Origin of the sequence: Cellulosimicrobium sp. Marseille-Q4280 (assembly GCF_943181405.1) — a bacterium.
Classification (GTDB): domain Bacteria; phylum Actinomycetota; class Actinomycetes; order Actinomycetales; family Cellulomonadaceae; genus Cellulosimicrobium.
Genome location: NZ_CALPBY010000001.1, coordinates 1,033,291 through 1,054,176, shown reverse-complemented (window position 1 = coordinate 1,054,176; position 20,886 = coordinate 1,033,291). Strand labels below are relative to the sequence as shown.

Sequence of the window (20,886 nt, the reverse complement as noted above, 5' to 3'; positions counted from 1 at the left end):
GCAACGATGCGCTACGGCCGCTTCGACACCGCGCGCGACGAGTACGTCGTCGAGCGCCCCGACGTCCCCGTCTCGTGGACGAACTACCTCGGCACGAAGGACCTGTGCACGGTCCTGTCCCACACCGGGGGCGGGTACTCGTACTACAAGAGCTCGCAGCAGGGCCGCATCACGCGTTTCCGTCCCAACGGTGTGCCGCTCGACCGCCCCGGCCACTACGTGTACGTGCGCGACGCCGACGACGGCGACTACTGGTCGGTGTCGTGGCAGCCGGTGGGCAAGCCGTTCGTCGGGCCGGACGAGGAGGTCGACGCCGCGGGCGGGGCCGGCCGGTGGACCACGCGGCACGGGCTCGGCTACTCGACCTTCCGGGCCGAGTACAAGGGCGTCGACGCCGAGCAGACCGTCTTCATCCCGGTCGACGACGACGTCGAGGTGTGGGACGTGCGCCTGACGAACACGACGGACCGGGAGCGGCGCCTCACGGTCTCCGGCTACGTGGAGTTCAGCTTCCACACGATCACCATCGACAACCAGAACCTGCAGATGTCGCTGTACGCGTCCGGGTCCTCGTACGAGGACGGGATCGTCGAGTACGACTTCTACTACGAGCCGTGGACGTTCCACTATTTCGCGTCGAGCGAGACGCCGTCGTCGTACGACTCGCTGCGCGACAGCTTCATCGGCCCGTACCGCACCGAGTCGAACCCGATCGCGATCGAGCGCGGCCACGGCTCCGACACGAGCGCGACGACGCAGAACCACTGCGGGGCGCTCCAGCACGAGATCGTGCTGCAGCCCGGAGAGACCAAGCGCCTCGTCTACCTGCTGGGCTACGGCTCGCGCGACGCGGCGGGCCGGGCGATGCAGGCGAAGTACGCGGACCTGCACGCCGACGTCCCGGCCGTCGACGCCGAGCGCGCACGCCTCGCCGCGTACTGGAGGGCCAAGCAGGACGCGCTCCGCATCCGGACGCCCCACGAGGGCATGAACACGATGATCAACACGTGGACGCTGCTCCAGGCCGAGACGTGCGTGCAGTGGTCTCGGTTCGCGTCGTTCGTCGAGGTCGGGGGGCGTGCGGGGCTCGGCTACCGCGACACGGCCCAGGACGTCCTGAGCGTCATCCACTCGAACCCGACGAAGACGAGGCAGCGGATCGTCGAGCTCCTGCGCGCCCAGACCGAGGCGGGGTACGGGCTGCACCTGTTCGACCCGAGGGCGTTCGACCCCGACGCGGAGAAGCTCCCCGACGTCCCGTCGCCGACGATCGTGCCGACCGTGGACCCGAAGGACCTGATCCACGGACTGGAGGACACGTGCTCCGACGACCACCTGTGGCTGGTCCCGTCCGTCGTGGAGTTCGTCAAGGAGACGGGGGACCGCGGGTTCCTCGACCTCGAGATCCCGTTCGCCGAGGGCACGCCCGCGACCGTCTACGACCACCTGGTCAAGGCGCTCGAGTTCTCCGCCGAGCAGGTGGGTCAGAACGGCGTCGCGCTCGGCCTGCGCGCGGACTGGAACGACTGCCTCAACCTCGGCGGGGGCGAGACGTCGCTCGTGACGTTCCTGCACGCGTGGGCGATCGGCGCGTTCCTCGAGATCGCGGAGCCGCTGGCCGCGGCCGGCGACGAGCGCGCGGAGGCCGACGTCGTGCGGTTCACCGCCGAGCGCGAGCGGATCGCGAAGGTCGCCGACGCCCAGCTCTGGGACGGCCGCTGGTGGATCCGCGGCTACACGCGCGACGGCGTGAAGATCGGCTCGGCCGAGAACGCCGAGGGCAAGATCTTCCTCGAGCACCAGGCGTGGCCCGTCATCGCCGGCATCACGACGCAGGAGCGCGGCGAGACGTCGATGGACGCCGTGCGCGAGCTGCTCGGCTCCGAGTACGGCAGCCACCTCAACTGGCCGGCGTTCACGCAGGTCGACGACACCGTCGGGTTCGTCACGCGCGTGTACCCGGGCATCAAGGAGAACGCCGCGATCTTCTCCCACCCCAACGCGTGGCCGATCATCGCCGAGGCGCTGCTGGGCCGCGGCGACGAGGCCGTGCAGCTCTACGACGCGATCCTGCCGTACCACCAGAACGACAACATCGAGGTCCGCGGGGCCGAGCCGTACGCCTACGTGCAGTTCCTCTACGGCCGCGACCACGAGTGGTTCGGCACGGCGCAGAACCCCTGGCTGACCGGCACGGCCGGCTGGATGTACACCGCCGTGACCAAGTATGTGCTCGGCGTGCGGCTCGCGCTCGACGGCCTCGTCGTCGACCCGTCGGTCCCGCGCGACTGGGACGGGTTCGAGGTGCGGCGCGAGTGGCGCGGTGCCGTCTACGAGATCGAGGTGCGCAACCCCGACCACGTCTCCAAGGGCGTGCGGGCCGTGACCGTCGACGGCGTCGACCACGACCCGGCGCTCCCGATCCCCGTGCAGCCGGTGGGCAGCGAGGTTCGCGTCGTCGTCACGCTCGGTTGACCGCGCCACGGTCGCGGCTGGTGGCGTCGGCCGCGACCGTGGTACACCCTGTCAGCGAGGCCGGGTCGTCCGTGCTTCGGCACGCGCGAGGAAGGCCGAGGATGGACGCCGCACGAAGGACGCCACGATGACCGGGAGGACGGCGCGCGCGTGGACCCTCACCAGGCCCTGGCCGGTCACGCTGCGCGAGGACACGCTCGACGGGTCCGTGGTGCTGCGCCCGCTGCGCCGGCGTGATGCCCACGACTGGATGACTCTGCGGGCCCGCAACGCCGGGTGGCTCGAGCAGTGGGAGGCGACCTCTCCACGCCCCGGACCCGGCGGTCCGCCGACGTTCGGCGAGTACGTCCGTGCGCTCACCTCGCAGGCACGCAACGGCTCGTCGTTGCCCTTCGCGGTCGAGTTCGACGGCGAGCTCGTCGGCCAGCTCACGGTCTCTTCGATCACCTACGGCTCCCTGTGCGGGGCGAGCGTGGGCTACTGGGTGAGCGAGCACGTCGCCGGCCGGGGGATCATCCCGACCGCCGTCGCCATGTCGGTCGACTACTGCTTCGCCGTGCTCGGCCTGCACCGGATCGAGATCAACATCCGCCCGGAGAACGGGCCGAGCCTGCGCGTCGTCGAGAAGCTCGGGCTGCGCGACGAGGGGCTGCGCGAGCGGTTCCTCCACATCCAGGGCGCCTGGCGCGACCACCGCACGTTCGCGATCACGACCGAGGAGGTCCCGGACGGACTCCTGGCGCGCTGGCAGGCGACGCGCCGCGCCGGCGGCTGACGCGGCGTCGGGCACACGGCGTCGGACACACGGCGTCGGGCGTGCCGCGGATGCCGGGCGCCCGACACGCCGGGGCGCGTCCAGGACGCGTGCGAGGCCCTCGCCTACCGTCGGAACGTGGAATCGGCCTCGGGGATCGTCGCGCTCGCGGTGGTCCTGCTGTGGCTGGGGTACTACGTACCCCACCGCGTGCAGCACCGCCAGCAGCTGCTGGAGGCGCGCACGGAGGACCGGTTCTCGGGCGCGCTGCGTGTCCTGTCCGTCGCCGGGCGGGGCCTCGGCACTCCCGAGCGGCTGGTGCCGACGCTCGACGGGACGCTCGCCGTCGCGGCGGCGCCGACGGGCGGGGGTCGGGCACTGCTCGGCTCCGCACCGGGTGCCACGCAGAGGACGACGGGTACCGAAGGCACGGCGGGCACGACGAGCACGACGAGCACGGCACGATCGGACCGGTCGGACGGTCGGACGCACGACGAGGTGGAGGACGCCATGGAGATCAGCGGCAGCGCGTCATCCCCACGGGGTGCGGTCCCGGACGTCGGGCGTCCGTCGACGTCCCGCCTCGCCCTCCTCGAACGCCGCGCGGCCGCCGCGCGTCGACGGCTCGCGCTCACCGTCGTCCTGCTGCTCGCCAGCGTCGCCGTCTGGGTCGTCGTCGGCCTGGGCCTCGTGGCGTGGTGGGCGGGTGTCGTCCCGACGGCGCTGCTGGCCCTGGTCCTCGTCCTCGGCCGGCGCGCCGTGCTGTCCGCGCAGCGGGCCGACGCCGCGTGGCTCGCCGAGCGACGGGCGGAGGCCCGTGCCGCGCGCGGCACGGTCGCCGGCAGCCCCGCCGCCCCCCGCAACGTCCGTCCGCGAGTGACGGGACGGGCCGTGCACGGCTCGCAGCTCAGCACGCAGATGATCCCGCGCGTCACCGCGAAGGACCTCGCGCGGGCCGGCGCGACCGCCGCTGCGGACAGCGCCGCGGCCACCGTCGCGACCCCGGGCGGCTCGGGGCGCGGGACGTCGCGCGCCGGCTCGAGCACCCCACGCACCGACGACGACCCCGCGGAGGGTTCCTCGGCGCGCCCGGAGAAGCGCGACGAGGTGCCGACCACCGTCGTTGCTGGGACGGCCGAGACGACCGAGCAGACCGAGGACCGCGTCCCCTCGGGGCGTGCCTGGGACCCGGTCCCCGTGCCACGGCCGACGTACACGATGAAGCCCACCGCGCCCCGGCGGGAGCCGGCTCCGCTGGCCGAGGACGAGACGTCGCCCGCAGCGGTCCGTCCGGCTGCGGCGGGGACCGCCGCCGCCGTGCCGATGCCCGAGCGGACCGCCGCCCCGGAGCGTGCCGAGGGCGACGCGCAGAAGCCGAGCACCGAGACGCTGGGGCTGGCCCTGGACGAGATCCTCGCGCGCCGGCGCGCGGCGGGGCAGTAGCCCGACAGGTGGCCGGCACCTGTCCGTGGGGGGCGCTTCGTGTCGGCACCGGTTTGCAGGACCACGGCCCCCAGGTGTTAGTCTGTACACCGCTCGAGGGGCTATGGCGCAGTTGGTAGCGCGTCTCGTTCGCAATGAGAAGGTCGGGGGTTCGAATCCCCCTAGCTCCACCGCAGAAGGCCGGAACCGCAACGGTTCCGGCCTTCGTCGTTGTCGCTGGACATCCCTGTGCACGACCTGCCGGTGCTCGACGGAGGGCGGCGTGGTGCGCAGCGCGGGCAGGTCAGGCGAGTCGGACACCGGGCGGGGCGTCGAAGCGGGCCCTGCTGTCGCGGGTCGGATCAGGAGTCCGGTCTTGGCGGCGGGAGCGACGCTCGCCGCATCGCAGCCGTGGCCGCGCTCGATGCCGATGAGAACGGTGGTGTCGACGATCAGGCGCCGACACCACGGGTCGGCGACCTCCTCGGTGGCGACCAGGGCGAGCGTGTCGGCTACGCCGGACTCGAACGACTCGTCCAGGGGAGGGGTCTCGGAAGAGGCGGTCGGGCAGGTCGCGGGCGGTGAGCGGCGGCGCCTCTCGTCGTCGGACGAAAGAGCCCGGGGCCGCGACCACCGTGGTGGTCGCGACCCCGGGCTCCGGGAAGGTCGGTGTCACGGGCAGGTGACGTTGACACCCTCGTAGACCACCGTCTCGCCGGACGGGACGCCGACGCAGGCCTCGTTGAGGATCTGGACACCCTGCCAGAAGACCCAACCACCGATGATCGTGCCGATGAGCACCAGGACACCGATGATGATGCCGGCGATCGCCAGGCCGTTGCCGTAGCCGGCCTTCTTGGACTTGTTCAGCGCGACGATGCTCAGGATGATGCCGACGATCGACAGGCAGCCGAGGAACGACAGGACGAAGCCGACGATCCCGAGCGTCTTGCCCGGGTTCTGCGCGGGAGCGGAGTAGCCCGGCGTCGACTCGCCGTACTGCGGGGCCTGGGGTGCGCCGTACTGGGGCGCCTGGGGTGCCCCGTACTGCGGAGCTCCGCCCTGCGGCGTCGACGCCCCGTACTGCGGGGAGCCGCCCTGCTGCGGTCCGCCGAAGGACGGCGGTCCGGACGGGTTCGGCTCCTGCGGCTGCTGGGGCTGGTCGGGGGTGGACATGGAAGTCGCTCCTCGGTTCGTGGGCACGGCGCGGCCAGTATGCCCTGGTACGACACGCCGCCGCCAGGTCCTGGCCAGGTGTGTCACGGTCCGCTCTTCACCACTTCGTCACGTGCCGGGTCGATCGGCTCCCGGGCGTACGCGATGATGGGGACGTGAACCCACGGAAGGTCCGATTCGTCACGCTCGCCGCGTCTGCCACGTTCTCGGTGGCGGTCGTCCCGGCGCTGTCCGGGTGCGCCGCGGAGCCTGCAGGTGCCGAGGGTGCCTCGCCCGCGCCGACGCAGGTCGCCCGCGCGGCGGAGCCGGCGGACAGCGTGCTCGTGCTGGGCTCCGCAGACCCGGCGGAGCTCGCCCTCACGGCCAGCCAGACCTTCTTCGACGCCGCGCCGGTCGTCGTGCTCGCGGCCGCGGGCGACGTCGCTGCCCAGGCGACCGCAGCGGCCGTCGCCGCACCGCTCACGGCACCGGTCCTCCTCGTGGGCGGCGGGATCTCGGACGGCGGCGTGCGGACCGAGCTCGACCGCCTCGGCGCCGTCGCGGTCGTCGAGGTCGCCGAGGACCCGGTCCCGCCGGGCGGTGCGCAGAGCGGCGGGGCGGACGCGAGCGACGACGGCTCCGAGGCCCTGGAAGGTCTCGACGACGTGACGAGCGTGCGCCTCGACGTCGACGCCCTGACGCCCGAGGGGGAGATCGACCCACGGGACCTCGAGGACCTGCAGGACGCGCTGCCTGCCCGGGGCGAGGCCGACGTGCTCACGGAGGTGCTGGTCCTCTCGCAGCCCGGCGAGGCGCAGGTCGCGGCCGTCGCCACGGCTCGCGCAGCGGGAGCGCTCCCCGTGGAGGTCGCCGGTGGTGACCCGCGCGCCGATGCCTCGGTCGTGGAGACGATCTCCCAGGCGAAGGCGCTCGCCGTCGTCGGGATCGGTGCGGAGTTCGGCACGTCGCAGGAGCTGGGCTGGCGCGTGCGGGCAGCGGAGTCCGGGGTCCTGCTGCCGTCCGGGACGCAGCTCGTGCTCGCCGGGGACGCGCGGTACGTGGCGGTCGGGGCGGACGCGGTCACCTCGCGGCTCGAGGCGGTCGACGCCGAGGACGCCGCCGAGGCGCTCGCGGACGCACGCACTGCGGCGGACGCCTTCGCGGCGGAGAGCGGCGGCCCCGCGGTCCCCGTCGTCGAGGTCCGGGCGACCCGGTCGTCGTCGAGCGCCGGGACGGACGGCGACTACTCGACCGAGGTGCCGGCGGACGAGCTCCGGCCGTTCGTCGACGCGGCCGCCGCCGCCGGCGTGCACGTCGTCCTCTCCTTCGAGCCGGGGCGCGCGACCTTCGACGAGCAGGTCGCGGAGTACGCCGGTCTGCTCGCGCTCCCCGGGGTCGGGGTCGCTCTCGACGTGTCCGCGCGCAGGGGTGCGGTCCGGTCCGGCACCGTCGACGCGGCCGAGGTCGAGGCGGTCGCGGTCCTGCTGGGCGAGACGGTGCGCTCCGGCGCGCTCCCGCAGAAGCTGCTCGTGGTGCAGACGCCGGCCGCCGACGCGGTCCGCGGCCTCGCGGACCTCGACGCCGGGGCAGGCGAGCTCGCGGTCGTCGTGCAGTCGATCGCCTCGGGCGGCTACGAGCGACGGGTCGACGCGTGGGACGGCGTGGTGTCGGGATCGCCGACGGACGCGGTCCCCGGGTGGACGACGGGCTCGTCCGACCCGGCCCTCGACGTCGCGGGCGTGCTGGCGCTCGAGCCCGCCCCGCGGTACGTGGCCGCGGCTCCGTAGGCCGGGCAAGGGCTCTTGGCCCGGTGGCCGGACGCGGGTTACGGTGTGCTCCTCACAAATGCCGAATCGATTCGATCGGCCGCCGTACGACCAAGCCCACGACAACGAGGTTCCGATGGTCTCGCTCATCCCGCAGCCCCTGGACGTCCGCCACGCCGGCGGTCATGTGTCCCTGACCGGCGTCACCGTGCGAGCGCACGGCCTCGACGAGCACGCGGCTGCGAGGCTCGAGGACCTCGTCACCCGGCTCCTGGAGGCGACCCTTCCCGCGGGCGCCGGGAAGCCGGACGTCGGCCCGCCCGCCGACCTGCCCGTCCAGCTGCGCGTCGACCCCTCGGCGGGACCCGACGGGTCCACGAGCGACGAGCGCTACTCGCTCGTCGTCGACGCCGACGGTGCGACGCTCTCCGCCCCGGACGCCGCCGGGCTGCTGCACGCCGCGCAGACCCTGCGCCAGCTCGTCGAGCCCGTCCCGGCGTCCGGCGGTGGTGAGCCGACGGCGCGGCTGCCGTTCGTCGTCGTGGTCGACGCGCCCCGCTACCCGTGGCGCGGGCTGTCGGTGGACGTCGCGCGCCACTTCTCCGGCCCGGAGGCGCTGCGCGCCGTCGTCGACGTGCTGAGCGCGTACAAGCTCAACGTGCTGCACCTGCACCTCACCGACGACCAGGGCTGGCGGATCGAGTCGCCGTCGCGCCCCGAGCTCGCGAAGCTCTCGTCCGACGGCGACTGCTCGGGCGGGAAGGGCGGTCACCTGTCGCTCGCCGACTTCCGGGCGCTGCAGGACTACGCGGCGGAGCGCTTCGTGCGCGTCGTGCCCGAGATCGACGTGCCCGGGCACATCAACGCCGCGACGCACGTGTATGGGGACCTGCGGCCCGACGGCGTGCCCACCGACGCGTACACCGGCATCGAGGTCGGCTTCTCGCGGCTCACGTTCGACCTCCCGGCGACCGAGCCCTTCCTGCGCGACGTCTTCACCGACCTGGCGCACGTGACCGACGGCGAGCACGTGCACTTCGGCGGCGACGAGGTGCTGACGATGGAGCCCGACGAGTACGCGCGGTTCGTCGAGCTGTGCGAGCGGATCATCCGCGAGGCCGGCAAGACACCGGTCGCGTGGCAGGAGGCGGCGAAGGCCCCGCTGCGGCCCGGGACGATCGTCCAGTACTGGGACACCCACAAGGCCGACCTGACCTACCTGGCCGACGCCGCACGGGCCGGCGCGCGCGTCCTGCTGTCCCCGGCGAACAAGGTCTACCTCGACATGAAGTACACCGCGGACTTCCCGCTCGGCCAGGAGTGGGCCGGGCTCGTCGAGCTGCGCGACTCCTACGACTGGGAGCCCGAGGGCGTCGTCGAGGGCCTGCCGCCGTCGTCGATCGAGGGCGTCGAGGGCGCCGTGTGGACGGAACGGATCGTCACGACCGACGACCTGTTCACGATGCTCCTGCCGCGCCTGTCCGCGGTGGCCGAGGTCGCGTGGACGACGCCCGAGCGCAAGGACTGGGAGGACTTCCGCCGTCGCGTCGCGGTCGAGGCGGCCGCGTGGCGACGCGACGGCCGCGCGTTCCACCCCACGCCGCAGGTCGACTGGTGAGGCTGCCTCGCGGGGTGACCGACGACACCGCCGAGATCGCTCGCTGAGGTCGCGCGGCGCGCGGCACGTTGCGACGATCGATCGGATGACCGTTCCCCGCACCCACCCCGTCCGGGACCCTGCCGGGTCCGCCCGCACCCGTGCCCGACGGCGCGTGCTCGCCCTCGCGGCCGTCCTCGCCGTGGGGACGGGGCTCGCGGCCTGCACGGGCGGCTCGCCCTCCGACCCGACCCCGAACGGCAGCGGCATGACGACGGAGGAGCCGACGGCACCGTCGGCGCGGGCCGCGACGGTCGAGGGGGTGGCGACGCTGCCGGAGCAGGACCCGGCCGGGCTGACGCTCTCGGCGAGCCGCACGTTCTTCGAGGCCGCGCCGCTCGCCGTGCTCGTGCCGACCGCGTCGGCCGCCGACGCGGCGACGCTCGCCGTGGCCGGCGCCGCGGCGGAGTCCGTCGCGGGCCCGGTGCTCGTCGTGAGCGACGGCGACGGTGGGGAGGATGTCTCGGAGGAGCTGCGACGCCTGGGCGTCGAGGGGTTGGCGCTCGTCGAGGCCGGACCGGCCCCCGGCACGGAGACGGGCGGGGCGGACGCACCGGACGCCACGCCGTCGGACGCCGGAACGCGCGCCGTCCCGGGTCTCGACGACGTCGTGACGGTGACGGTCGACCCCGCGGCCGTCGCGCCCGACGGCGAGCCGGACGCTGCGGCGCTCGACGCGGCGCTGGCCGACCTGCCCGCGACGGGCGAGCCCGAGACGTCGGCGGGCACCCTCGCGCTGACCGACCGGACCACGACCCCGGCGAGCGCCGTGGCCGGGGCGACCGCCCGCGCGTCGGGCGCCACGGTTCTCGACGTGCCGGGCGGGGACCCGCGCGCGACGTCCGCTACGGTCGAGGGCGTGCACGACGCCCAGGCCGACGGTGCGACGTCGGGCACCGTGGGGCTCGGCCCGTCGTTCGGCACCGCCGAGGACCTCACGTGGCGCGTCGAGACGGCTGCGACGGGCGTCGAGCTGCCCGGTGGCGGACAGATCGCGCTGCCCGGCAAGCGCTACGTCGCGCTGTACGGGTCGCCCGGCGCTCCCGTGCTCGGCGTGCTCGGCGAGCAGGACGTGCCCGCCACGATCGCCCGCGCGCAGGAGCACGCGGCGCAGTACGAGGCGCTGACGGGCGAGCCCGTCGTGCCGACGCTCGAGATCATCACGACCGTCGCGTCCGGCTCGGCGGGGAGCGACGGCAACTACTCGAACGAGCGGTCGGCCGACCTCGCCCGGCCCTACGTCGAGGCGGCGCGCGACGCGGGCGTCTACGTCGTGCTGGACTTCCAGCCCGGCCGCACCGACTTCCTCACGCAGGTCCGGGCGTACGAGGACCTGGTCGTCGAGCCGCACGTCGGCGTCGCGCTCGACCCGGAGTGGCGGCTCGGCCCGGACCAGGTGCACCTCGCGCAGATCGGCTCGGTGGGAGTCGACGAGGTGAACGCCGTGGGCGACTACCTCGCCTCCCTGGTCCGCGAGCGCGACCTGCCGCAGAAGATCTTCCTGCTGCACCAGTTCCGGCTCTCGATGATCAGCGAGCGCGAACGGCTCGACACCACCCATCCCGAGCTCGCGACCGTGATCCACGCCGACGGCCAGGGCGGTCAGGAGGCGAAGGCCGCGACGTGGGCGAACCTGCACCGGGACGCGCCGGCCGGGGTGTTCTGGGGGTGGAAGAACTTCTACGACGAGGACGCGCCGATGCTGACGCCCGAGCAGACGTGGGCGGTCCGGCCGACGCCGGATTTCGTCAGCTACCAGTGATCAGATCCAGCTCGGCAGCCACATGTGCAGGTGCCAGAACCAGTACGGCACCTGCATCCCGGTCCAGACCGGGTAGAAGAACACGCTCACGGCGGCGATCGTCGTGAGCAGCACCGTGATGCCGACGCGGACGCGGGAGCGGCCGACGCGCGAGTGCTCCGTCCGTTCGAGCGCGACGGTCAGCACGTACACGAGCGTCAGCACGACCCACGGCGTGAAGGCGATCGAGTAGAACGTGAAGATCGTCCGCTCCGGGTAGGCGAACCACGGCACCCAGCCCGCGACGAGCCCGCTGAGGACCGCGAGCGCGCGCCAGTCCTTGAGCCGCAGCAGCAGGACGACGGCGACGACCACGGCGAGCGCCGCCGTCCACCACAGCACCGGGTTGCCGAGCGACGTGATCGCCCGCGCGCAGCGCTCGACCTCGCAGCCCGCCTCGCCCGCGTCCTGGGACCGCCAGTAGAACGACGTGGGGCGCCACTGCACGATCCAGCCGAGCGGGTGGGCCTCGTACGGGTGCTCGGACGAGAGGCCGGTGTGGAAGTCCCACATCTTCAGGTGGTACTCCCACAGCGAGCGCAGCGCGGGCGGGAGCCACGGCACGCCCTCACCGGGGTTCTCCAGCGCCCACTGCCGCATGTACGACGCGGGCGTGCGGAACCACGACGTCCACGTCGCGAGGTAGGCGAGAGCTGCCGTCGGCAGCATCACGAGCGCAGCGGGGATCGCGTCGACGAGGAGCGCGTCCTCCCACCAGCGCCTGATGCCGACCGTGCGGCGCGCCGTCGCGTCCCACAGCACGGAGAGCACGGCGAACACCGCGAGGAAGTACAGGCCCGACCACTTGACGCCGCACGCGAGACCGAGCGACACGGCGGCGGCGAACCGCCACCAGCGCCAGCCGAGGCCGCTGATCCCCCCTGGTCCGTACTTGCCGATCCTTCCCCCGGCGTCGAGGACCGCACCGCACCGCTCGGCGAGCCGCCGCCGGGCCTGCTCGCGGTCGAGGAGCAGGCACCCGAACGCGACGAGCACCCAGAGCATGAGCATGTTGTCGAGCAGGCCCGTCCGGGCGTGGACGATCGCCGCGCCGTCGACGGCCATCAGCGAGCCCGCGACGATCCCCATCGCCGTCGACGCGAAGAGGCGGCGCGCGATGCGCGCCACGAGCACCACCGCGATCACGCCCACCACCGCCGACGCGATACGCCACGACCACGGGTTCTCCGCGCCGCCGAACGCCCTCATCCCGAGCGCGATCATCCACTTGCCGAGCGGCGGGTGGACGACGTAGTCGGCGGTCGGGAGGTACGTGTCGACGTCGCCGGCCTCGAACGCCGGGTTCGGCTCGTCCGGCCAGTCCGCCTCGAACCCGACCCGCAGCAGCGTGTACGCCTGCTTGACGTAGTACGTCTCGTCGAAGATCAGCGTGCCGGGACGGCCCAGGTTCCACAGCCGCAGCACCGCGGCCACGGCCGCCACGATCGCGACGCCGAGCCAGCCCCACAGACGGTCGTGCGCCGTCGCTCCGAGCGCCAGGCGACGCGGACCGAGGAGCGCGAGCAGGAGACGGTCCCGGTGGCTCAGGTCCGGGGCCTCGTCGGCGGGGACCGGCGAGGAGTCGCCCGGCGCGGACCCGGCGGGCGACGAGGTGCCGGGCGAGGCGTCGTCGCTGCGTCCCGGGACGTCGTCGGGCAGGGGCGCGAGGGGCGTCGACCCGGGGTGCGCGTCGGCGGGCGGCTGGGACACGCAGGCCATCGTAGGGGGTCGCCCGTGTGGAACCCTGGGCACCATGAGCCCCGCGACCGACCTGCCCGACGCCGCAGCGACACCCCGCGAGGCGGGTCACCTCGTGCTCGCGGGCACGCCGATCGGCAACGCCGAGGACGCGAGCCCGCGCCTGCGTCGTCTGCTCGCCGAGGCCGACGTCGTCGCGGCCGAGGACACGCGACGGCTGCACGGGCTCGCGGGCCGGCTCGGCATCCAGGTCGGCGGGCGGGTCACGAGCTTCCACGAGCACAACGAGTCCGAGCGCGCCGACGACCTGCTCGACGTGGTCGAGGGCGGGGGGACCGTGCTCGTCGTGTCCGACGCCGGGATGCCGAGCGTGTCCGACCCGGGGTTCCGCGTCGTGGCGCGCGCGGTCGAGCGGGGCGTCCCGGTGACCACAGCGCCCGGTCCGAGCGCCGTGCTCACCGCCCTAGCGCTCTCGGGCCTGCCGACCGACCGCTTCTGCTTCGAGGGCTTCCTGCCGCGCAAGGCCGGGGACCGGTCGAGGACCCTCGCGGCGCTCGTCGACGAGCCGCGCACGCTCGTGTTCTTCGAGGCGCCGCACCGCGTCGCGGAGGCGCTCGCGGCGATGGCCGACGCGTTCGGCGCGGACCGGCCGGCCGCCGTCGCGCGCGAGCTGACCAAGACGTACGAGGAGGTGCTGCGCGGGACGCTCGCCGAGCTCGCGGAGCGAGCCGCGGCCGAGCAGCTGCGCGGGGAGATCTGCGTCGTCGTCGGCGGTGCGCCCGCGCGCGGCCCCGTCCCGGTCGTCGAGCTCGTGCCGGCGGTGCTCGCGCGCGTCGACGGCGGGGAGCGGCTCAAGGACGTCGTCGCGGACGTCGCGACGGGCGCAGGGGTGCACAAGCGCGACCTCTACGCCGCGGCGCTCGAGGCCCGCAAGGGGTGAGCGCCGCGGCGTCGGTCAGCGGGTGATCGGCGTGATCAGCCGGCGATGCCCTCGAGGGTGCCGGTGACCGGCTCGAGGTCGCCGTGGTAGACGAGGCACAGCACCTCGCGGTCGTCCTGCGCCCAGCTCGCCTCGGTGGGGTACATGGGCCAGAAGTCGTAGACCGAGTCCTCGTAGGCCAGGCCGACGAACCCGGCGAACGCCTCGTGGCAGACCTCGTCGGCGGTCTGCAGGACGGTCTCCTCCCCGGGGTAGTCGTCGCCCGGGAGGAGGTGGGAGGAGTAGATCTCGTTGTCGTGCGGCTCGTCGCACGGCACCACGGACACGGTCGCGATCTCCGCGGCCTCCGTGCTCTCCGCCTCGTCCCCGTCGTTGGTGCAGTCGCCGACGGCGAGGCTGAAGACGTCCGCGTCGGTGTCCGCCTCGGTGATGGCGCCGGACTCGTCGCGCACCGGCTCCGAGCCCGGGAGGAGTCCGCACGCGCTCGTGCCGAGCACGGCGAGACCGAGGAGGAGGGCGGCAGGGGTGCGCAGGGCAAAGCGCGGCATGAGGTCGCTCCGTGTGTCGTGGCCGTCGGCACGGTGCGGACGGCAGCACGCCGAAGAGTAGTGGCACGCACCCACGTGCCGGGAGGGCATTGCGATGCCACCCGGGGCGCCTCCCGGGCGGGTGCGCTCAGGCGGCCTCGCTCGCCTCCAGCGTGACGCCGGCCGCCGCGAGCTCCTCGCGCGCCGCCGCGCCGAGCTCGGGCGTCACGGGCACGGTGAGGTTGGTGAGCACCCGGGTGTCGAGGCCGAGCGCGTGGGCGTCGAGCGCCGTCGCGCGGACGCAGTGGGACTCGGCGATGCCGACGACGTCGACCGACTCGACGCCGGCCTCGCGCAGGAGGTCCGCGAGCGCGTGGCCTGCGACGTCGACCCCCTCGAAGCCCGAGTAGGCGGCCTGGTACTCGCCCTTCTTCACGGACACGTCCGGCGCGAGGTCCGCGAGCGCCGGGTGGAGCTCGGCGTTCGCGGAGCCCGCGATGCCGTGCGGCGGCCACGTGTCGACGAAGTCCGGCGCCGGGCTCCAGTGCTCGCCCGGGTCGACGTGCCAGTCCTGGGTGGTGACGACGAGGTCGTACCGGTCGCGGTGGTCGCGCGCGTGGGCGGCGATGCGCTGCGCGACGGCGTTCCCGCCCTCGACCCCCAGCTCGCCGCCCTCGCAGAACGTGGGCTGGACGTCGACGACGATCAGGGCGCGGCGCGGCGCCCGCGTGCTCTCGCTCATGACGTCCACTCTGCCACCGTCCACCGGCGTACGGGACGCCGGGCGCGCCCTCGCGGGTGGTGCCACAGTGGGGGGACGCCCGAGCACCGCGTGGAGGACCCATGACGACCGACCGTCCGATCGGCTACTGGCTCAAGCTCGTGGACCGGCTCATCGACGAGAGCTTCGACGAGGTGTTCCAGCACACGGGTCTCACGCGCCGGCACTGGCAGGTGCTCAACACGATCCGTGACGGCGTGAGCGAGGAGACCGCCGTCGACGGCGTGCTGTCACCCTTCACGGGCGCGGCGGGGGGCGGCCACGCGGCGTCGGTCAGCGCGGAGGTCGAGGACCTCGTGCGCCGGGGGTGGGTGGCGCGGTCCGACGCCGGCCTGTCGGTCACGCTCGCCGGGAACCACGCGTACCACGACCTGCTCGACGCGGTGTCGCGGTCGCGCGAGCGCGTCGCCGAGGGCGTGTCGCCGGAGCGGTACGCGACGACGGTGGCGACCCTCCAGCAGATGGCGCGCAACCTCGGGTGGTCGTCCGGCGGGTGACGTGGCCGCCGGGCGCGGCTCCGCCCGGCGGGAGCCGGGCGGTCCGGGTCAGCCGGCCGGCGACTCGAGCGCCCACCGGTGGCCGAACGGGTCGACGAGCCAGCCGCGCCGCTCCGCGCCCTGGTCGCTCGGCGCGCGGTCGGGTGTCGCGCCGGCGGCGAGGGCGGCCGCGTACGTGGCGTCGACGTCGTCGACCCCGAGGACGACGGCGACGGTCGAGTGCCCGACCGTCGCGGGGGCGTACGCGCCCACCTCGCGGTACTCGTCGGAGACGAAGAACGTGTCGTCGCCGACCTCGAGCGCGGCGAAGCCGACGCGGCCGTCGTCCTCGACCCAGCGCTCGCCCGTCTCCCGGGCCCCGAACGCGCGGGCGTAGAAGTCGATCGCGGCGGCGGCGTCGTGCACGGTCAGGTAGGGGACCAGCATGGGAGCTCCTCGGTCGGGTGCGAGCCCGGCGTCCTCGGCGACGTCGCGGTCTCGGCTGCCTCTCACCGTAGGGGGCGCGCGACGGGGGCGACAGGGCTGTGCGGGCAGCACGGCGGACGGGGACAGGCAGGGGCGGGCGTCGTGGACGCCGCGACCGGACCACGGCTCGCGGGCGTACGCTGCCGGGACCCGAGTCCCGCGCACCGCGGGCACCCCGACGAGCAGGAGCACTGCGATGGAGTTCCGCCGGATCCCCGGTCTGCCGCCCTACGTCTTCACGATCATCGACGGGCTCAAGATCGAGGCACGCCGAGCAGGTCGCGACGTCGTGGACCTCGGTTTCGGCAACCCGGACCTGCCCAGCCCGCAGATCGCGGTCGACAAGCTCGCCGAGGCGGCGCAGAACTCCCGCAACCACCGCTACTCCGCGTCGCGCGGCATCCCCAAGCTGCGCGAGGCCGTGGCGGGGCTCTACCAGCGCCGGTTCGGGGTGAGCCTCGACCCGGACACCGAGATCATCTCGACGATCGGCGCCAAGGAGGGCTTCAGCCACCTCATGTGGGTGCTGCTGCAGCCCGGCGACGTCGCGCTCGTCCCCACGCCGAGCTACCCCATCCACATCTGGGGCCCGTACTTCGCGGGCGCCGACGCGCGGCAGGTCCCCATCGGCGACGGGACCGACGCCGCGGGGTACATCGACCGCATCATCGAGGCGTGGGAGCTGGGCTGGCCCAAGCCGCGCGTCGTCGTGCTGTCGTTCCCGCACAACCCCACGACGACCGTCGCGACCAAGGAGGACCTGCAGCGCCTCGTCGACTGGGCGCGCGACAAGGACGTCGTGCTCGTCCACGACCTCGCCTACGCCGACATGACGTTCGACGGGTTCCGCCCGCCGTCGATCATGGAGTGCGACGGTGCGCGCGAGGTCGCCGTCGAGCTCTACTCGATGACCAAGTCCTTCTCCATGGCGGGCTGGCGCGTCGCGTTCCTCGTGGGTCGCCGCGACGTCGTCGGCGCGCTCGCGAAGCTCAAGAGCTACCTCGACTACGGCACGTTCCAGCCGATCCAGATCGCCGCGACGGTCACGCTCAACGAGGCGAGCGAGCACCCGCAGGAGATCTCGTCCGTCTACGAGTCGCGCCGCGACGCCCTCTACGACGGCCTGCAGCGCATCGGCTGGGACATCCACAAGCCCGGCGGCACGATGTTCGCGTGGGCACGCATCCCCGAGCCCTACCGCGACATGGGCTCGATCGAGTTCGCGACCCACCTCGTCGAGGAGTGCGACGTCGCCGTCTCCCCGGGCGTCGGCTTCGGCCCGGGCGGCGACGAGTTCGTCCGGTTCGCCCTCATCGAGAACGAGCACCGCATCGGCCAGGCCGTCCGCGGCCTCAAGCGCGGCCTAACCCGCCTCCAGTAGCCCGCACCCGCGCCCAGGACGTCCACCTGCGGCGCGACGCTCAGGCGGTCGCGGCCGTCGGCGGCGTCTGCCCGCGGCGTCCCTGCCGGTGCCGCTCCACGCGGCGACCCGCGGCGGCGACGGCCCGGTCGTCGACGAGGTCGTACACGACGGTCCCGACCCACACGATGAGCGTCGCCCACACCCACGTCCAGATCCCGTCGATGTCGAACCCGCTCGACGGCGAGAGCAGGGTCGTGACGATCAACGACCCGAGCACGGTCACGAGGCCGAGCGTCCAGGTCCAGCCGTGCACGTGCTTGCCGAGGAGCCGGACCACGAGCGGGCGGAGCAGGGCGATGGTCACGGTGAAGAGCGCGACGGCGACGATCCCCCACAGCCAGCTCATGTGCATGCCGCCGAGCACGAGGTTCGCGACGACGAGGGTGATGCCGTAGGCGATCGCGGCGACGACGAAGCTGAGCACCTTCGGGTGCATGGCGGCCTCCTTCGGGCCCGGGCGTGCGGATCACACCCCTGTGGTTCCAGTGTGACGCGCATCACGTGATCCGCGCGACGAGCGTGTGCGGCTCCGCGGCGCCGGGGTCACGATGGAGCCATGCCACCTCGACCCGGGACGACGCACGCACGCCTCGGCGTGGCCGGCGCGGTCCTCGTCGCCCTCCTCGCGGCGTGCACGGGCGACGGGACGGGTGGGGACACGCCGACGCCGTCGGGCAGCGCGACGGAGACCCGGGCCGAGACGTCGACGCCGCCGGAGCCCCCCGAGACCCCCACGGCGTCCGCGGAGCCCGGGCTCGTCGTCGTGCCCGAGGTCCGGGTCGAGGTCGCCGAGGTCGCGACCGGGCTGGACGCGCCGTGGGGTCTCGCGCCGCTGCCGGACGGGACGCTGCTCGTGTCGCTGCGCGACGAGCGTGCGCTCGTCGTCGTGGACCCGTCGACCGGTGCCGTCGCACCCGTCGGTGGACCCGGGGCGGACGAGCTGCGGGACGGCACGGTGACCGGGGGAGAGGCAGGGCTGCTCGGCGTCGCCGTCGGGCCGGCCGACGGCGACGCGCCGGGCGAGGTGTTCGTCCACCGGACGGCCCAGGGCGGCAACGAGGTGCTGCGCGGGACGCTCACGGGCGGCGAGCTGTCGGCGCTGACCCCGGTCGTGCAGGGGATCCCCGCCGCGAGCACGCACGACGGCGGTCGGCTCGCGTTCGGTCCGGACGGGTACCTCTACGTCGCGACGGGGGACGCCCAGCAGCGCGGCACGTCCCAGGACCCGGCGTCGCTCGCGGGCAAGATCCTGCGCGTGACCGGGGACGGCGCTCCTGCTCCCGGCAACCCCGACCCGGCGTCGCCCGTCTGGAGCCTGGGTCACCGCAACGTGCAGGGCCTGGCGTGGGACGCGACGGGACGGATGCTCGCGAGCGAGTTCGGTCAGGACACGTTCGACGAGCTCAACGTCGTCGAGCCGGGCGCGAACTACGGCTGGCCGGACGTCGAGGGGGCGGGCGGTGCCGGGGCCGGGTTCGTCGACCCGGTGACGACGTGGGCGACCGACGACGCGTCGCCGAGCGGTCTCGCGGCCACGCGCGAGGGCGCGTACCTCGCCGGGCTGCGGGGCGAGATGCTGTGGCGCGTCCCGTTCGCGTCGCCCGACGGCGGGGCGTCGCCCGACGCGTTCGGCGCGCCCCAGGCCGTGCTCACCGACCTCGGTCGGCTGCGGACGGTGGTCGTGGACCCCGCCACCCCGCAGGGGGACGACGGCAGCGCGGTGCTCTACGTGCTGACGAACAACACGGACGGGCGGGGCGAGCCGCGCGACGGCGACGATCGCCTGCTCCGCGTGCGCATCTCGCCGGTGGGGTGAGCGAGATCGACCCGCGCTTCGCGGTCCGGTGACGGCGGCGCGGTGGCCTGCCGGTTTGGTCTTCGATAACGAATCGGTTACGGTCGAGTGTCCCGTCGTGCGGTCGACCCCTCCTGGGTGTATGCGGCCAGACCGGGACGCGGCCGTCCCTCGCCCTGTCCGCGAGCGACGACGCCGGAGGACCGCCGGATCGGCGGGTCGACCTCGGTGACGCCCGTGCCACGGCACGCCGGTGCCCGAGAACGCGCAGCCAGCGCTCCGTCGACCGCCCGTGCCCGGGACCCCTGACGACTGGACCTTCAGTGCACAACCTCTTCCGCCTGCGCACGAGCGCGCCCGCGAACCCGACCGACCCGACCGAGACACCGAGCACCCCGCCCTCGCACGAGAGCGCGCAGAGCTCGCGCACGGCGCTGCGCACGGCCCGCACGCTGCGCGTGACGCGCCGCCGCCGCTGGGCGACGATCTCCGCCGTCACCGCCGTGACCCTCGTCGGGTCTGGCGCCGTCGCCTACGGCGAGGCCCAGAAGACCGTGACGCTCGACGTCGACGGCGAGACCCGGACGGTCACGACCGTCGCCGGGTCCGTGCAGGGAGCGCTCGACGCTGCCGGCGTCGACGTCGGCTCCCGCGACCTCGTCGCCCCCGATGCCGACGCGTCCCTCGAGGACGGCGCCGAGGTGGTCGTCCGCCTCGGCAAGCAGGTGACCGTCCAGACCGACGGCGAGGAGTCCGACGTCTGGCTCACCGCGCTCGACGCCGACGAGGCGCTCGAGACCCTCGCAGCGCGCGGCGGCGACGTCCGGCTCGTCGCGTCCCGCTCGGGCGACCGTGCCGCCCTCGACCTCGACCTCGACACCGACGGACCGGTGAACGTCGTCGCCGACGGGAAGACCACGGTCGCGCCCGACGGCGGCGTCGGCGTCGACGCCCTCCTCGCCGACCGGGACATCGAGCTCGGAGAGCTCGACCGCGTGAGCGTGCAGCGCGTGGCCCCTGCTGCGGAGAGCGCGGACGCCACCGACGCCGCGGCGACGCGTGCGGCCGCCGCCGAGACGCCGGCGGTCTCGCTCGTCGTGCAGCGCGTCGTCGTCGAGCGCCAGGAGAAGACCACGCCCGTCGCGCACGAGACCGTCGAGAAGACCGACGCCGCGCGCTACAGCGACGACCCCGTCGTCGTCGAGCAGGAGGGTCGCGACGGTGTCACGACCACGGTGACCGACGTCACGCTCGTCGACGGTGAGGAGTGGCTGCGCGAGCCCGTGTCGGAGGAGGTCACCACGGCACCCGTCGAGGCGGTCGTCGTCCGGGGCACCAAGGAGCGCCCGAAGGACCCGCGCACCATCGGCCAGCAGATGGCGGCCGAGCGCGGCTGGACCGGCTCGCAGTGGCAGTGCCTCGAGCAGCTGTGGACCAAGGAGTCCAACTGGAACCCGTCGGCGGACAACCCGACGTCGAGCGCCTACGGCATCCCGCAGTCCCTCCCCGGCTCGAAGATGGCGAGCAAGGGCGCCGACTGGGCCACCAACCCCGCGACGCAGATCGCGTGGGGCCTCGACTACATCGCCGGCTCGTACGGCACCCCGTGCGGCGCCTGGTCGCATTCGCAGTCCGTCAACTGGTACTGAGCCGACGCACGCCTCGCCGCGGGCCCGCGACCTCTGGCGGAGGTCGCGGGCCCGTCGCCGTCCCGCTGGAGGGTGAGCAGC

The 20,886-nt window shown here is 74.0% G+C and carries 17 protein-coding genes and 1 tRNA gene; 12 read left to right on the top strand and 6 right to left on the bottom strand.

The genetic code is table 11. From position 1 onward, the window contains the following. The first annotated feature begins 6 nt into the window (after positions 1–6). From NFS20_RS04585 to NFS20_RS04570, 4 genes are all read left to right on the top strand, one after another. Positions 7–2,475, top strand: coding sequence for a glycoside hydrolase family 94 protein (locus NFS20_RS04585; RefSeq protein ID WP_251150530.1), 2,469 nt, complete (start codon positions 7–9; stop codon positions 2,473–2,475). A 127-nt stretch (positions 2,476–2,602) separates the two neighbouring features. After that, positions 2,603–3,250, top strand: coding sequence for a GNAT family N-acetyltransferase (locus NFS20_RS04580; RefSeq protein WP_251150529.1), 648 nt, complete (start codon positions 2,603–2,605; stop codon positions 3,248–3,250). A gap of 117 nt (positions 3,251–3,367) precedes the next feature. Beyond that, the gene (locus tag NFS20_RS04575; RefSeq protein ID WP_251150528.1) at positions 3,368–4,672 is read left to right on the top strand and encodes a SepX/GlpR family protein; all 1,305 of its coding nucleotides are present in this window, start codon (positions 3,368–3,370) and stop codon (positions 4,670–4,672) included. A 97-nt stretch (positions 4,673–4,769) separates the two neighbouring features. Further along, positions 4,770–4,842: transfer RNA gene (locus NFS20_RS04570), tRNA-Ala, on the top strand. Between the two features lie 481 nt (positions 4,843–5,323). Here the strand turns inward: NFS20_RS04570 and NFS20_RS04565 are convergent. Continuing rightward, on the bottom strand, positions 5,324–5,827 hold the full coding sequence (locus NFS20_RS04565; protein WP_251150527.1) for a DUF4190 domain-containing protein: 504 nt from the start codon (positions 5,825–5,827) through the stop codon (positions 5,324–5,326). Positions 5,828–5,982: 155 nt separating this feature from the next. Here NFS20_RS04565 and NFS20_RS04560 point away from each other — a divergent pair, with 155 nt between their 5' ends. The 3 genes from NFS20_RS04560 to NFS20_RS04550 all read left to right on the top strand — a co-directional run bounded on the left by NFS20_RS04560 (position 5,983) and on the right by NFS20_RS04550 (position 10,991). After that, complete coding sequence (locus NFS20_RS04560) at positions 5,983–7,593, top strand: hypothetical protein (RefSeq protein WP_251150526.1); 1,611 nt, start codon at positions 5,983–5,985, stop codon at positions 7,591–7,593. A gap of 115 nt (positions 7,594–7,708) precedes the next feature. After that, positions 7,709–9,190 (top strand): beta-N-acetylhexosaminidase, encoded by a 1,482-nt coding sequence (locus NFS20_RS04555; RefSeq protein WP_251150525.1) that lies wholly within the window; start codon positions 7,709–7,711, stop codon positions 9,188–9,190. Between the two features lie 85 nt (positions 9,191–9,275). Next, the gene (locus NFS20_RS04550; RefSeq protein WP_251150524.1) at positions 9,276–10,991 is read left to right on the top strand and encodes a hypothetical protein; all 1,716 of its coding nucleotides are present in this window, start codon (positions 9,276–9,278) and stop codon (positions 10,989–10,991) included. Here the strand turns inward: NFS20_RS04550 and NFS20_RS04545 are convergent, their stop codons facing one another. Continuing rightward, positions 10,992–12,749, bottom strand: coding sequence for a dolichyl-phosphate-mannose--protein mannosyltransferase (locus tag NFS20_RS04545; RefSeq protein ID WP_502800773.1), 1,758 nt, complete (start codon positions 12,747–12,749; stop codon positions 10,992–10,994). A gap of 34 nt (positions 12,750–12,783) precedes the next feature. Between NFS20_RS04545 and rsmI the strand changes: the two genes are divergently transcribed. Next, positions 12,784–13,668 carry a 16S rRNA (cytidine(1402)-2'-O)-methyltransferase gene (gene rsmI, locus NFS20_RS04540; protein WP_251150522.1) on the top strand — a complete coding sequence of 295 codons (885 nt, stop codon included), beginning with the start codon at positions 12,784–12,786 and terminating at the stop codon, positions 13,666–13,668. Positions 13,669–13,703: 35 nt separating this feature from the next. Here the strand turns inward: rsmI and NFS20_RS04535 are convergent, their stop codons facing one another. Continuing rightward, the gene (locus NFS20_RS04535) at positions 13,704–14,216 is read right to left on the bottom strand and encodes a septum formation family protein (RefSeq protein WP_251150521.1); all 513 of its coding nucleotides are present in this window, start codon (positions 14,214–14,216) and stop codon (positions 13,704–13,706) included. A 127-nt stretch (positions 14,217–14,343) separates the two neighbouring features. Beyond that, the gene (locus NFS20_RS04530; protein ID WP_251150520.1) at positions 14,344–14,937 is read right to left on the bottom strand and encodes an isochorismatase family protein; all 594 of its coding nucleotides are present in this window, start codon (positions 14,935–14,937) and stop codon (positions 14,344–14,346) included. Positions 14,938–15,038: 101 nt separating this feature from the next. Between NFS20_RS04530 and NFS20_RS04525 the strand changes: the two genes are divergently transcribed. Then, the gene (locus NFS20_RS04525; protein WP_251150519.1) at positions 15,039–15,473 is read left to right on the top strand and encodes a MarR family winged helix-turn-helix transcriptional regulator; all 435 of its coding nucleotides are present in this window, start codon (positions 15,039–15,041) and stop codon (positions 15,471–15,473) included. A gap of 48 nt (positions 15,474–15,521) precedes the next feature. Here the strand turns inward: NFS20_RS04525 and NFS20_RS04520 are convergent, their stop codons facing one another. Continuing rightward, positions 15,522–15,899, bottom strand: coding sequence for a VOC family protein (locus NFS20_RS04520; RefSeq protein ID WP_251150518.1), 378 nt, complete (start codon positions 15,897–15,899; stop codon positions 15,522–15,524). Positions 15,900–16,134: 235 nt separating this feature from the next. Between NFS20_RS04520 and NFS20_RS04515 the strand changes: the two genes are divergently transcribed. Continuing rightward, a complete protein-coding gene (locus NFS20_RS04515) occupies positions 16,135–17,319 on the top strand; it encodes an aminotransferase class I/II-fold pyridoxal phosphate-dependent enzyme (RefSeq protein WP_251150517.1) in 1,185 nt (394 codons plus the stop codon). A 40-nt stretch (positions 17,320–17,359) separates the two neighbouring features. Here the strand turns inward: NFS20_RS04515 and NFS20_RS04510 are convergent, their stop codons facing one another. Next, positions 17,360–17,797 (bottom strand): hypothetical protein, encoded by a 438-nt coding sequence (locus tag NFS20_RS04510; protein ID WP_251150516.1) that lies wholly within the window; start codon positions 17,795–17,797, stop codon positions 17,360–17,362. A 120-nt stretch (positions 17,798–17,917) separates the two neighbouring features. Here NFS20_RS04510 and NFS20_RS04505 point away from each other — a divergent pair, with 120 nt between their 5' ends. Both NFS20_RS04505 and NFS20_RS04500 read left to right on the top strand, forming a co-directional pair. Continuing rightward, positions 17,918–19,177 carry a PQQ-dependent sugar dehydrogenase gene (locus tag NFS20_RS04505; RefSeq protein WP_251150515.1) on the top strand — a complete coding sequence of 420 codons (1,260 nt, stop codon included), beginning with the start codon at positions 17,918–17,920 and terminating at the stop codon, positions 19,175–19,177. 302 nt (positions 19,178–19,479) lie between these two features. Next, complete coding sequence (locus NFS20_RS04500; RefSeq protein ID WP_251150514.1) at positions 19,480–20,805, top strand: resuscitation-promoting factor; 1,326 nt, start codon at positions 19,480–19,482, stop codon at positions 20,803–20,805. Positions 20,806–20,886: the final 81 nt, after the last annotated feature.

Coding starts and splice junctions, on each gene's coding strand:
- NFS20_RS04585 (WP_251150530.1), top strand. CDS start 7: ATGCGCTACGGCCGCTTCGACACCGCGCGCGACGAGTACGTCGTCGAG.
- NFS20_RS04580 (WP_251150529.1), top strand. CDS start 2,603: ATGACCGGGAGGACGGCGCGCGCGTGGACCCTCACCAGGCCCTGGCCG.
- NFS20_RS04565 (WP_251150527.1), bottom strand. CDS start 5,827: ATGTCCACCCCCGACCAGCCCCAGCAGCCGCAGGAGCCGAACCCGTCC.
- NFS20_RS04555 (WP_251150525.1), top strand. CDS start 7,709: ATGGTCTCGCTCATCCCGCAGCCCCTGGACGTCCGCCACGCCGGCGGT.
- NFS20_RS04550 (WP_251150524.1), top strand. CDS start 9,276: ATGACCGTTCCCCGCACCCACCCCGTCCGGGACCCTGCCGGGTCCGCC.
- NFS20_RS04545 (WP_502800773.1), bottom strand. CDS start 12,749: ATGGCCTGCGTGTCCCAGCCGCCCGCCGACGCGCACCCCGGGTCGACG.
- rsmI (WP_251150522.1), top strand. CDS start 12,784: ATGAGCCCCGCGACCGACCTGCCCGACGCCGCAGCGACACCCCGCGAG.
- NFS20_RS04535 (WP_251150521.1), bottom strand. CDS start 14,216: ATGCCGCGCTTTGCCCTGCGCACCCCTGCCGCCCTCCTCCTCGGTCTC.
- NFS20_RS04530 (WP_251150520.1), bottom strand. CDS start 14,937: ATGAGCGAGAGCACGCGGGCGCCGCGCCGCGCCCTGATCGTCGTCGAC.
- NFS20_RS04525 (WP_251150519.1), top strand. CDS start 15,039: ATGACGACCGACCGTCCGATCGGCTACTGGCTCAAGCTCGTGGACCGG.
- NFS20_RS04520 (WP_251150518.1), bottom strand. CDS start 15,899: ATGCTGGTCCCCTACCTGACCGTGCACGACGCCGCCGCCGCGATCGAC.
- NFS20_RS04515 (WP_251150517.1), top strand. CDS start 16,135: ATGGAGTTCCGCCGGATCCCCGGTCTGCCGCCCTACGTCTTCACGATC.
- NFS20_RS04510 (WP_251150516.1), bottom strand. CDS start 17,797: ATGCACCCGAAGGTGCTCAGCTTCGTCGTCGCCGCGATCGCCTACGGC.
- NFS20_RS04505 (WP_251150515.1), top strand. CDS start 17,918: ATGCCACCTCGACCCGGGACGACGCACGCACGCCTCGGCGTGGCCGGC.